The 11,659-nt window shown below is 59.4% G+C and carries 11 protein-coding genes; 6 read left to right on the plus strand and 5 right to left on the minus strand.

The genetic code is table 11. From position 1 onward, the window contains the following. On the plus strand, nucleotides 1–466 hold a 466-nt coding region (locus tag DOM54_RS19375; protein ID WP_476748605.1), incomplete at its 5' end, for a hypothetical protein. Further along, nucleotides 456–1,124, plus strand: coding sequence for a uracil-DNA glycosylase (locus tag DOM54_RS19380; RefSeq protein WP_240613977.1), 669 nt, complete (start codon nucleotides 456–458; stop codon nucleotides 1,122–1,124). The genes DOM54_RS19375 and DOM54_RS19380, both read left to right, overlap by 11 nt. Before the next feature lie 495 nt (nucleotides 1,125–1,619). Here DOM54_RS19380 and DOM54_RS19385 read toward each other — a convergent pair whose 3' ends face one another. Next, nucleotides 1,620–2,165, minus strand: a complete 546-nt coding sequence (locus DOM54_RS19385; RefSeq protein WP_110717905.1) for a TetR/AcrR family transcriptional regulator — start codon at nucleotides 2,163–2,165, stop codon at nucleotides 1,620–1,622. A gap of 139 nt (nucleotides 2,166–2,304) precedes the next feature. Here DOM54_RS19385 and bdcA point away from each other — a divergent pair, with 139 nt between their 5' ends. The 3 genes from bdcA to DOM54_RS19400 all read left to right on the plus strand — a co-directional run bounded on the left by bdcA (nucleotide 2,305) and on the right by DOM54_RS19400 (nucleotide 5,956). Then, the gene (gene bdcA / locus DOM54_RS19390; protein WP_110717906.1) at nucleotides 2,305–3,015 is read left to right on the plus strand and encodes an SDR family oxidoreductase; all 711 of its coding nucleotides are present in this window, start codon (nucleotides 2,305–2,307) and stop codon (nucleotides 3,013–3,015) included. A 280-nt stretch (nucleotides 3,016–3,295) separates the two neighbouring features. After that, entirely contained in the window at nucleotides 3,296–4,195 is a 900-nt protein-coding gene (locus tag DOM54_RS19395) for an NAD(P)-dependent oxidoreductase (RefSeq protein WP_338067029.1), read from the plus strand. A gap of 1,125 nt (nucleotides 4,196–5,320) precedes the next feature. Next, nucleotides 5,321–5,956 carry a hypothetical protein gene (locus DOM54_RS19400; protein ID WP_110717908.1) on the plus strand — a complete coding sequence of 212 codons (636 nt, stop codon included), beginning with the start codon at nucleotides 5,321–5,323 and terminating at the stop codon, nucleotides 5,954–5,956. A 537-nt stretch (nucleotides 5,957–6,493) separates the two neighbouring features. Here the strand turns inward: DOM54_RS19400 and DOM54_RS19405 are convergent. Together DOM54_RS19405 and hmpA are read right to left on the minus strand one after the other, a co-directional pair. Next, nucleotides 6,494–7,573, minus strand: coding sequence for an NAD(P)H-dependent flavin oxidoreductase (locus DOM54_RS19405; RefSeq protein WP_110717909.1), 1,080 nt, complete (start codon nucleotides 7,571–7,573; stop codon nucleotides 6,494–6,496). A 21-nt stretch (nucleotides 7,574–7,594) separates the two neighbouring features. After that, nucleotides 7,595–8,866, minus strand: coding sequence for an NO-inducible flavohemoprotein (gene hmpA, locus DOM54_RS19410; RefSeq protein WP_110717910.1), 1,272 nt, complete (start codon nucleotides 8,864–8,866; stop codon nucleotides 7,595–7,597). Nucleotides 8,867–8,955: 89 nt separating this feature from the next. On the opposite strand from hmpA, the gene DOM54_RS19415 reads away from it, so the two are divergent. Further along, complete coding sequence (locus DOM54_RS19415) at nucleotides 8,956–9,390, plus strand: Rrf2 family transcriptional regulator (RefSeq protein ID WP_110717911.1); 435 nt, start codon at nucleotides 8,956–8,958, stop codon at nucleotides 9,388–9,390. Nucleotides 9,391–9,491: 101 nt separating this feature from the next. Here DOM54_RS19415 and DOM54_RS19420 read toward each other — a convergent pair whose 3' ends face one another. Beyond that, nucleotides 9,492–10,628 (minus strand): MFS transporter, encoded by a 1,137-nt coding sequence (locus tag DOM54_RS19420; RefSeq protein WP_110717912.1) that lies wholly within the window; start codon nucleotides 10,626–10,628, stop codon nucleotides 9,492–9,494. Then, nucleotides 10,621–11,373, minus strand: a complete 753-nt coding sequence (locus DOM54_RS19425) for a DeoR/GlpR family DNA-binding transcription regulator (RefSeq protein ID WP_162619941.1) — start codon at nucleotides 11,371–11,373, stop codon at nucleotides 10,621–10,623. The genes DOM54_RS19420 and DOM54_RS19425 overlap by 8 nt, the downstream gene beginning before the upstream one ends. Nucleotides 11,374–11,659: the final 286 nt, after the last annotated feature.

Below are 11,659 nucleotides of genomic sequence, written 5' to 3' on the forward strand. Positions count from 1 at the left end.
TTGCTGGGTAAGATCACCATTGACAGACAATATTAAAGACCCTGACGGCTATCGCTTCCATGATGTGCTGCATCTTGCTCATGCGGCAATTCTTCATTGGTCACCTACTTTTAGGGCTTTGATCAAGCAAAAAAGAAAAAGTGACCGTATGTTTGATGAAGCCCAGGATGGCGGTAGGGCCATTGTTGTTGAAGAAGGTTTAACAGCATGGCTCTATTCTTGTTCAAAAAGGTTAGATTATTTCGAAGGGCATGATGGCATTTCTTATGATATACTTAAAACCATCCAGAGGTTTGTTCAAGGCTATGAGGTGGAGAAATGCCCATTAAAGCTATGGGAAGATGCCATTCTTCAAGGTTATGCTGTTTTTAGAAAAGTTAGAGAAAATGATGGTGGTATTGTGATAGGTGACAGAGAGAAAAGAACTCTCCTGTACCGCTCTTTTGGAGATGCTTGTGAGCGCTGATAAGTTCGTTAAGGAATTATCCGGTTTATCATTTGATAACACCTTTAATCCTTATGTGGAAAAGTGCGAAGTATATGATTATTTTGATGCGCCACAAAAACGCAGGAAGATGTTAAGAGGAATGTTGGAAGCTGCTGATAAAGTAGAGGTTGATGCTATTTGGATTGGTAGAGATTTAGGTTATAGAGGTGGTAGGCGGACTGGCTTGGCACTTACTGATGATGTACATTTGTCTCATCACGTTAACAGATGGTCGGTTGAATGTGATCGTCCTACCAAAGGGGATGCTATGCCGGAGAGAACTGCTTCTGTCATTTGGGGCGTTTTGGAGAAAATCACTTTACCTGTTTTTTTGTGGAATGTTTTCCCACTACACCCATTTGAGCCAGGGGCCAAATTCAGTAATCGAAACCATAACGCTAAAGAAAGGCAGGCAGGAGAAGAGCTTCTATCAATGCTCATTGATAATCTGAGGCCGAAAAGGTTAATTGCAGTTGGAAATGATGCTTCGAGTGCTGCTAATAAGTTTCGAAATACTTGTGAGGTTTTTAAAGTTCGCCATCCAAGCTATGGTGGGAAGAATGTGTTTTTAAATCAAGTTGAGTCTCTATATGGAATTGATGTCCTTGCGTCACCTAATATGAAGTTGTTTGGTTAGCGCTTGGCTGATTAGTGCTAGATTGTATAGTGATTGTATTCGCCTAACACATGCCCCCGTGGGCTCCCTATAGTTAAGCAGTGTTTTCTGCCGTTTCCCTACAGTCCACGGGGAGCGCTATGCCAACTCGCTTTCAGTGGTCAACTGTCAGGTAAATACCATCACATCTCAATCAGTACATTATCGGTACACACACCAGCTTCGTGTGCTATCCTTAACTTCCGCTAAGTTACTGATTACAAAGAACTGTACCTTACGCTAGATTTCGGTCAGTTTTCCTTTTGTGTCAGTAACTTATTGTTTTAAAAGCAAACTCATAATCCCTTGGTCGTAGGTTCAAGTCCTACTGGGCCCACCATATTCGAAGTCTTCTCCGTCATAACGAGTCCTTTGACCAAAGACTGCCGGATTAATGTTAGCCGCTCGACATGACGCCGAACCTGTCGAAAACTTAGGTTGTGACCTCAACAAAGAGATGAGGGGGGATACCCACCATCAATTCGCATCCAATTGCGCCTTCAGTCCCGCAACGGCGGTGCGTGCCACATCGAGTAACCGGGACTCGTCCATCCCTTCCCGCGCACTGGCTGAGAGCCCGGACATCGTGCTGTCCATGAAGTCGGTCACCGCGGATGCGCGCTCCGGATGGGTGCGGGCGACGAACTCGCGAATTCGGTCGCGGCGCTGATTGGCCATCCGGCGTGCGTGAATGACGCTGTCATCTCCGTCAGGGCCTCGCGCGGCCTCGAGTACAAGGCAACCCCGCCGCTGCGGATCTCGCGCATAGGTTCGTGCGGCGCTCTCCAGCAATTCCGCCAGTGCGTCGACCGGCGCCCGACCGGGCAGCAGAATCTCGTCCAGCGCGAGGGCCGCTTGCGCGTAGCGCTCGATGACCTGTTCGAAAAACTCGGACTTGCTACCAAACGCCTTGTAGAAACTGGGCGGTTTCACTCCCAGTGCGTCGGTCAGTGCTGCCAATCCCACCGCCTCGTAGCTACTGGCATGAAATAACCGCTGGCCCGTATCCAGTGCGGTTTCCATGTCGAAGGCACGGGGTCGGCCTCGAGGCCTCGGCGTTGATTTGGTATTTTCTTTAGTGGTCACTACAAAAACCCTTGCGCAGGCGTCTGGCCTAATTCTATAGTGATCGCTATCCAATTTGCTACCCGAGGTGCCCTACATGGATTTCATGGACAAGCGTGTATTGGTCGTTGGGGGAAGCCGTGGCATTGGCGCCGCCATCGTGGCTCTCTTTGCCGATAGCGGGGCGCGGGTGAGTTTTACCTACTCCGGATCGCGAGAAGCGGCGCAAAGCCTCGCGACGAAGACCGGGGCGACAGCAGTCCAGACCGATGCGGCCGACCGCGACGCGATGATGGCGACCGTGCGTGAGGCGGGGCCTCTGGACATCATGGTATTCAACGCCGGTGTACTGGTAGCGGGTGATCCGCTGACGCTGGATCCGGATGCGGTCGATCATCTGATCGACGTCAATGTGCGAGCGCCGTACCACTCATCAGTGGAGGCTGCCCGGAGCATGAAGGAAGGTGGGCGCATCATCGTGATCGGGTCGGTCAACGGCGATCGGATGCCGTTTCCGGGCCTTGCCGCCTATGCGCTGAGCAAGTCGGCGCTGCAGGGTATGGCACGCGGGCTAGCCCGGGATCTTGGGCCGCGCGGCATCACGATCAATATCGTGCAGCCGGGGCCAACGGATACCGACATGAATCCCGCCGACGGCGAACTTGCCGAGCAGATGCACAGCGTCATGGCGATTAAGCGTCACGGCACCGCCCAGGACGTGGCCCATCTGACCGCCTATCTGGCCGGACCACACGCGCGCGGCATTACCGGTGCCATGCACACGATCGATGGCGGCTTCGGCGCTTGAGCCGTGAATGATCGGCAAGGAGAGTCTGCATGACAGCTACGTAAAGAGAGACAGCCGTCACGGTCTATGTCACGTCCGCCGCGGACATTCTTGGCTGCCTGGCGAACGCATGAGCTTGGTCGGCCATACCTATCAGTCCGGCCCCATCTCGGGGGCCGGGCGACCGTAACGCCAGCCGCTATGAACGGACTGCACAGATTTTTGCATAAGACATCGAGGAGAGCGTCATGAACAAGACTTGGCTCATTACCGGCTGCTCAAGCGGTCTCGGTAAACATCAATAGAAGGCTGGTGCCGAAAACCTTCAGACAACAGGAGTAGCGCAATGGATATTGGCGTTATTGGATTGGGGGCGATGGGGCGCGCCATGGCGAGCAATCTCGTTGCGGCTGGGCACACGGTCAAGGCCTGGAACCGCTCCGGTGGCGAGCTCGACGGCGTGACCATGGTGGCTTCGCCACAGGAGGCGTTCCAGAGTGACGCGGTGCTGACCATGCTCCCCGACGATGCGGCGATTCGGGAGGCGCTGCTGGAAGCCGGTGTCCTGGAAAATGCTGCAGCAGGCACGGTACATATCGTGGCCTCGACCATCTCGCTGGCGTTCTCGCACGAGCTGGTGGCCCTGCATGCCAACGCCGGGGTGGATTACGTCGCGGCGCCGGTGTTGGGCAGGCCGGATGTCGCTGCCAAGGGTGAACTCAACATCCTCGCAGGGGGAAGCGTCGCGGCGGTTGATCGGGTACAACCGGTGTTCGAGGCCATTGGCAAGCAGGTATGGCTCATGGGCGACCGGCCGCTCGCTGCCAATGCGGCCAAGATCGCTTGCAACATGATGATTGCCATGGCGATCGAGGCAATGGCGGAAGCGGTCTCGCTGACCGAGGGCAACGGTGTGCAGCGTGATCGTTTCTTCGAATTGATCCTTGGCACGTTGTTCGGCAGTCGCTCCTACCAGGTCTACTCGGCCAACATCTCTGCGGGTAACTACGAACCGGGATTCAAGGCGACTTTGGGGCTCAAGGATCTGCGCCTGGCTACTGAGGCCGCCGAGGAAACCGGAGGTTCGCTACCGATGCTGGCGGCGGTCTATCAAAGAATGGCCGAAACGGTCGATTCGGGTCTCGGTGAGCGCGACTGGTCGGTGGTGGCGGACTACACGATCCGGTGGCCGAAGGGCTAGAGTTAACAAGTAACCATACCGTTGATGAAGCAACCCCCCGGAACGACGTTTGATCCAGGGTTGCTGCCCTTATAGCAGAGTTCGTGATCCATGGAGTGGCTATTGGGCATTGTGGACAGGTAAGTACGCGACTGGAGTGGTCGCTTACCTTGCCGATTCCGAAGTGGAATGCATCACTGGTGCCGAATAAAAGGTCGAGGAGCATGAGCGACTTTCGCCGTTAATGTATCTTGGCTTGATAATAATGTGTGATGCAGGATCCTCGTCGCTTTACTGACCGTGTATCTCGGAATTCGCACCTCTCGGAAAAGTGCTTTTTGCCAGTGATTGTCCGCAGTGGCTGTCCGGCGCGAGAGGGAAGCGGATGGTAAAAATAACCCGGCTATGGGAAAGAGTCAGCGGAGACCGTTTTGCCATACCGGGTCGAAGCGGCCGCAGGGATGCTAGCCAGAACAGTAAATTTCGGCGGAGTTGCCCTTGCAGTGCTTTTATCGAAAAGCGCTGAACGTGTAATTTTTCAGGTCGATTTTTCCCGTTTATTTGTTGCCGATTGTAATGTGCTCCCCCAGCTTTAGAATCATTAATTTAACTTGGGTTCGAGGCGTCGACAGAGCGTCGAGCGCTTTATGGTGAGGTGGCAAGATTCAGTCATCCTTGTCGCAGGCGTTATCTATCAATGAGGGCTTTTAGGGTGAAAACGGCATGGCACTCGCTGATTCAATGATTTCCACCTTAAGTATGGAAACATTTTGAAACAAAAAGGTTCGACGTTCTTGATAGGGATCAATTCATCTAATGGCTGAAGGGTTCACAGTGTGTAGAGGCAGGGAAGCCTGACTGTACAAGGATGATGTCGCAGGACGCGTGGGCAGGGACTGCCGTCGGTAGCAGCCATGGATGGCTTCAGGGACGAGCAGCGCTAGGGGGAGCCGGTTTGCCGGCTCCCCACTTTATTTTATGGAAGATTCTCCCCTTTCATTATCCGGGGCATTGCGGACGCTGGCGCCATGGGGCAACGTGATCGTTCCAGCGTGATTTCAGCCGCGTATCGTTCGAGAGCGGGATCGTTTCTCTACTGCGGCCGGCAGCGATGCCTGGAGGGAAGAGGTTGCGAGCATCGATATAATGGATTGGATCTCCCAAAACAGCTCGGCCATTACGGCATTGACGAGTGTGTGTACGCTCTTCGTCTGGCTATTCTATGCGCAACTGCTGTACCTGAATTTTAGACGCCAACGTCAACCCAAGATCATCATCAATCGCGGGTTCGGCCGCACGCTGCAGGCCCGTTGCGTCATCAGCAACATGAGCCCCGAGCCGATCTTCATCGAGCACATCATCGCGATCCTTCATTCGGACCGGGAGGCGATCTCCAAGGACCTGATCGATTTCGAGGCGTCGCCTGACGAGCAGGGCGAGGCCGGGCGCTTGATCGAAACGACCCGGCAGGGGCCGATGCTCTCGGGTAGCTACAATCATATCGGCACCTTTCATGACATCGTCGGCCGGGTGCTTCGTGCCAACGGCCTTCCCTCCGATGACTTTCAGTCAACCGATGGGCGCACGCTCCAGTCGATAGAGCTGCGGGTCATCGCCGTTTACGGCAGCGAGGATTCGCCCGTGGGGGCCGCCAGAACGTTCTCGCTGACCATGGGCGAGTCCGGCGAAGCGCTGGTGCCGACGCGGCTCGTCACTCGACGATATGCGTCGCGCCTGAGGCGTCACCGGGTACGTCAGTGGATCCGCGAACTGGACGACTAGACGCCTCTCGTCTCGAGACATCTCTTTTTCCAGTAGCGCGCGAGTGGCTTGACTCCGGTCAAGCGCATGATTAATGGACCATTGTGAGTGGCCCGGGCCACATTGATAGCGCTCGCTTTCGCTATCCGCGTTGGCGTGATCGGGCTTTCTGCACCACAGTGAGCCTTGCGTCAGGGATGATGCGGGGTCCACATATCCAAACATGCCGCCAGGGACGCTAGGCAAGGAAGCCTCGGGAGGCTTGGTGTGGATGCGGCCGGCTGGCGACAGCCGGATTCTCGAGCATCGCATTTTATTTCGCGTTAGATGATCTGGATCAACTTATTCACCGAATAACCCGTCTACTGTGGGGGTCGGTACCAGGGAGGTACCGAATCAACGGAAGGAAACCGCAGGAAGCGGTTCTCACAGGGACGCACGGCAGGATGCCGTGGAGCTGATTGGCAAGGAACAGCAGCGTATCTGAGGCCTGTCACGACAGGGTCTCTTATCCGCTGTGCTGATTGCCTGAGCCGGATCGCCCATCGATCTTGCTCGCTATCCGAACCGATGACCGCCGGCTGAAGCCGCCGCCCGTCGCTCTTCTTCCAGCTTTAGAATCAGTTCTCCCGCCGGGAGGCTGTCGTCCCGCGCTTTGCCGATACCAGCCCATTGTGCTCCGAAGCCCGTTTCGCCTCGTTCCTTGGCCGCGGCATTCAGCGCCTTTCCGAGATCGTAGGTACTCGGATAGGCCGGAATATCCTTGCAGTCCGCATCTTCGGCCCAAGCGGTAAACCGATTGACCAGGCAGCGGGCCGGGCGACCGGAAATCGCACGCGTCATCACGGTGCCCGCGCCGGAGACCAGGTGAGCCCGGTAAGCGTCGTCGGCCGCACTTTCCGGGCAGCGGATGAACGCCGTCCCCAGTTGCGCCGCTACCGCTCCCCAGGAGAGGGCGCGCTCGATATCGGCGCCGTTCATCAAGCCCCCGGCCGCTATGATCGGCAAGGGGAGCTCCTGGGCGAGCTGGCGGGTCAGTGCCTGGGTCGCTCGCCGCTCGTCCGTGGCATCGGTGTCGAACACGCCGCGATGACCGCCCGCACCCCAACCCTGGGCGATGATCGCATCGAGCCCGCGTCCGGCGATCTGCCGGGCCTCGGCAAGGCACGTCGCGGTCGCCATCAGCCGGCAGCCCGCCAGGCGCAGCGCCTCGATCTGGTCGGGTCGGGGAAGGCCGAAATGGAAGCTGACCACGGCAGGGCGGGTCTCGAGCAGGACTTCGAGCATCGCGTCGCTCGCCTGGAAGGACGCATAGATCTCCCTCAACCGTGCCGGTGGGGTCGCGCCGAACGATTCGAACAGCGGACGGGCGCGCTCGATCCAGCGCCGTTCGCGGTCGCTGTCAGGGAGCGCCGGCGCGTGGCAGAAGACGTTGGCGTTGAACGGCCGAGCGGTCAGCGCGCGGGTTTCCTGAATGGTCCTGCGCGCGATATCCGGCGTCGCCGCCCCCACTCCCAGCGCACCCAGTCCTCCGGCATTGGAGACCGCCGCCGCCATGGCCGGTGTCGAGACGCCCGCCATGGGTGCCTGGAAAATCGGGGCATCCAACCCCAGGTCATTGATGAATTCGCAGGTCATGGCGCTATCTCCCGGTGGGTGTCAGGCCAGGGTCGGTTCATGGTGCATTTCCAGCGTTCCCTCATCATCCGCTCGGGCGGCCAGCGGCTGTGCGGGGCCGAAGCACTCGTAGCGGCGATCATCAATCGCCACGCCGTGGGTTTCCAGCATTCGGTCGACCCGGCTCATCATCGGTAGCGGCCCGCAGAAATAGTAGGTCGCCTCCCAACCGCCGATCCAGCGTTGTAGATCTGCCGGTTCCAGCTCGCCGCGCTTGGCTCTTGGGTCGCCGACGCCGTCCGTTTCTCGAGGCTGGGTGAAGCAGACGTGCAGGCTGAAGCTCGGGTAACGGCCGGCCAGTGTCTCCAGTTCGCAGGTGAAGGGTCGCAGCCCGCCGTGGCGCACGGCCTGGATGAAGATCACCCGCCGCGACGGGGAAGCTTGCAGTGCTGCGTGGGCCATGGAGATCAGCGGTGTGATACCGATTCCTCCGGCGATGAACACCAGTGGCCGGTCGTCAGGCTCCGGCAGCTCGAGCGTGAACGCACCGCACGGTGGGGAAAGCTCGAGTCGATCCCCCTGGTCCAGGCCGTCGTGGATACGGTTCGAGACATCGCCGCCCGGCACCTCGCCATCCCCGACCTCACGTTTGACACTGATCCGATAAGCCGCAGCGCCCGGCGCATTGGAAAGGCTGTAGTTGCGCATGGCGGTATGGCCATCGGCATCCTGCACGCGAATCGAGACATACTGCCCCGGTAGATGCGCGGGCGGCTCGCTGCCGTCCGCCGGCACCAGATAGAGGGAGACGGTGTTGTCGCTCTCGCGTTCGCGCTGCACGATCGTGAACGGCTTGAATCCCGCCCAGCCCTGATGCGCGCGCTGTTCGGCGTAGATCGTCCGTTCCCGCTCGATGAATACCCCCGCCAGCTCGTCGTAGGCAGCCGCCCAGGCATCGAGCACGTCGGCGGTGGCGGCATCGCCCAGCACCTCCCGGATCGACGCCAGCAAGTGCTCGCCGACGATCGGGTAGTGTTCCGGCTGGATTGTCAGCGAGGCGTGCTTCTGCGCGATCACCTCGATGGCGTCACTAAGCGCCGCCGGATCGTCGATATGCTGGGCGTAGGCGAGAATGGCGCCGGCCAGGGCGCGCTGTTGACCGCCGGAGCGCTGATGCGCGGGATTGAAGTAGCGCCGGACGTCGGGTGCGTGCTCGAACAGGCGGGCGTAGAAGTGGCGGGTCAGCGTCTCGCCATGTTGTCTCAGCACCGGGATGGTCCGTTTGACGATCTCGATCTGGGCGGCGGTTGGCATATCGACTCCTGTGGCAGGTTTTTAATCGGTATTTTAAATACCTATTTAAACAGGAGTATTATTTACCAAATTATAACTGTCAAGCGCTGATGAAACTGACGACGCACACCGATTACGCCCTGAGACTGCTGATCTACCTGGCGGTGAGAAGCGATGAGATGCCGGCCACGGTACAGGCGGCAGCGGCACACTACGGCATCTCCGCCCATCATTTGGCCAAGGTGGCCCAGACTTTGGTGCAACTGGGATACGTGGCCAGCCTGCGCGGGCGGGGAGGCGGCCTGCGGCTTCAACAGCCCGCCGAGGAGATCGGCATCGGCGCGCTGGTAAGGCAAACTGAAAACCTGGAACTGCTGGAGTGCTTCGGGCCGGAATCGACCTGTCCGATCGAACCGGGCTGCCGCTTGAAGGGCGTGCTAGCCAAGGCCCAGCAGGCTTTTCTGGCCGTGCTCGACGGCTATGTGCTGGCCGATCTGGTCGAGAATCGTCAGCAACTGCGCGTACTGCTGGGTCATTCGGCCTGAACGGCCCGCGCCTGACCGGGGCGAGCCGTATCGTTCATCGCTTGACATCCTCCTCGGTCGGGGATGGGCATCGCGGTAACCGCTAGCGGTGTGTGGCCGGATCAGCGCCGGTCGAGCGTCGGCGCGAAGATGACGATAAAGCATGCCAGGATGCCCAGCAGGCAGAAGGCGTAGTGCAGGGTGATGAAGTGGGCGGTAAAACCGATCGCCGGTGGGCCGACCAGCATCGCCCCGTAACCCAGCGTCGAGACGCTGGCGATCGCCACGCCCGGCGGCGTATCCGGATCGTTGGCGGCACGGGTGATCGCCAACGGCATGATCAGGGCGTAGCCCACGCCAAGCAGCACGAAGCCCGCCAGCGCGGTATAGAGATTAGCGAACAGCACCGCCAGCAGCACGCCGGCCAGCGCCGAGATTCCGGCAAAGCGCGCCGCCTTTGTCGGGCCAAAGGCCGATATCAGGCGATCTCCCATGAGCCGCATGACCACCATGGCTACCGAAAACACGGTATAGCCCAGCGCCGCCTGCGCTTCGCTGGCCGACGTCACGGCCACCAGGAACAGCGCACTCCAGTCCGCCATGGCGCCTTCGCCGATCGAGGCGCACATGGCAATGATACCCACCCATAGCAGGCCACCCCTGGGCAGCGGAAACAGGCTGCCGCCGGGAGCGCGTGGGCGGGTTTCGGAGTGCCAGCGAGGAGAGGCGATACAGCTCGTGACGGCGTAGAGCGACAAGGCGAAGACGGTGAAATGGACCACCAGTCCCAGCTCCAGCTTGACCGCCAGGTAGCCGGCGGCGGCACCGAGGCCGGCGCCCAGGCTCCACATCGCATGGAGTGACGACATCACTCGCTTGCCGATGTGTCGCTCCGCCTCGCCGGCCCAACTGTTCATGGCCACGTCCATGGCACCGTGGGCGCCGCCGAACAGGAACAGTGCGGGTGCCAGCACCCAAAGCCCCGGGGCCAGCGCGATCAGGATCAGCGTCAGCGTGTAGAAGATCGCGATGGCGCGTGTCGTTCTTGCCGCGCCAAAAGCATCCGACGCACGGCCGGCGAGCGGGAAGGAGACGATGGCGCCCAACGCAAGCAGCAGCAATAACAGCCCCAACTGGCCGCCATCGATCCCGTTGCGCTGCACGACGGTGGGGATCCGCGATGCCCAGGCGCCGAACAGGCCCCCGTTGAGGACAAAAGCGGCGGCAACGGCGAGCCAGATCCGGCGTGCACTAGGCATGAATGATTTCCATCCCATCCTGATTGAAGTCCATGACGGCGCTGGCGTCGGCGTCGGTGATGAGGCAGTCCAGATACTCAGGCGCGACCGCGCGATAGCGTGCGCGGCGACCGATTTTCTCGCGCGAGGCCAGGGCGATCGTTCTGGCCGAGGCCCGTGTCATCGCGAGCTTGAGTTGCGCCTCGTGCAGGTCATCGGCGCTGAGGCCGAAGGCAGGGTCGATTCCGCAGACGCCGAGCACGGCGATGTCGACATGGACATCCGTCGTGGCCAGCAGCGCGGCATCGCCGACGTTGATGCCGCCGCTGGGGCTCAATTTTCCCCCCAGCATGAACACCTCGACCCCGTTTTTCTGACAGGCCACGGCAATCCACGGCGATGGGGTCATGACCAGCAAGCCCGGCTTCGGCTGCAACCGCTCGGCCACCGCCAGCAGGGTAGTGCCGCCATCCAGCAGCAGCGTCGACGCGCCCTCGATTTCGCGCAGCGTGCGGGAGGCAATCGCCGCGACCGCAGGATTCTGGTTCGAGGTTCGATACTGCATCGGCGGTGACGGAGGCGCGGCGGAGACCGCACCGCCGCGAACCCGTTGCACTTCGCCCCGCTGCTCCAGGGCGATGATGTCGCGGCGGATGGTGTCCAGCGATACCTCGAACTCCACGGCGAGCTCCTGGGCGATCAGCTCATCGCCGTTGGCGAGCCGTGCCAGGAGTTTCTGTTGCCGGGTCTGGGGGACATTGAGCATGACGACTTCCCTGCATGATTTTGCGTAAATCTGCATCAATATGCATTTTTATGCAACCAAGCCAAGGCCTGTCTGGCGTCGACCTGACCCTGGGCAGGGAGCGTGGCCAGGTGAATGAGGCTGGCCAAGCGCTCGAGCGCCCCGTGATCAATTTTGCCTATGCCATCCAATCGCTAATTATTATTAAGTTCTCGTGAGAGGGTGCCGATATCGCAAGCGAGGTGGCTGGCCTATGGGACGCACTCCCGGGTCTCCAGCTGCATTGATGGGTATCGCCCACCGCAGG

The organism is Salinicola acroporae (assembly GCF_003206615.1).
Classification (GTDB): domain Bacteria; phylum Pseudomonadota; class Gammaproteobacteria; order Pseudomonadales; family Halomonadaceae; genus Salinicola; species Salinicola acroporae.

Coding starts and splice junctions, on each gene's coding strand:
- DOM54_RS19385 (WP_110717905.1), bottom strand. CDS start 2,165: ATGGAAACCGCACTGGATACGGGCCAGCGGTTATTTCATGCCAGTAGC.
- bdcA (WP_110717906.1), top strand. CDS start 2,305: ATGGATTTCATGGACAAGCGTGTATTGGTCGTTGGGGGAAGCCGTGGC.
- DOM54_RS19400 (WP_110717908.1), top strand. CDS start 5,321: ATGGATTGGATCTCCCAAAACAGCTCGGCCATTACGGCATTGACGAGT.
- DOM54_RS19405 (WP_110717909.1), bottom strand. CDS start 7,573: ATGACCTGCGAATTCATCAATGACCTGGGGTTGGATGCCCCGATTTTC.
- hmpA (WP_110717910.1), bottom strand. CDS start 8,866: ATGCCAACCGCCGCCCAGATCGAGATCGTCAAACGGACCATCCCGGTG.
- DOM54_RS19415 (WP_110717911.1), top strand. CDS start 8,956: ATGAAACTGACGACGCACACCGATTACGCCCTGAGACTGCTGATCTAC.
- DOM54_RS19420 (WP_110717912.1), bottom strand. CDS start 10,628: ATGCCTAGTGCACGCCGGATCTGGCTCGCCGTTGCCGCCGCTTTTGTC.
- DOM54_RS19425 (WP_162619941.1), bottom strand. CDS start 11,373: ATGCTCAATGTCCCCCAGACCCGGCAACAGAAACTCCTGGCACGGCTC.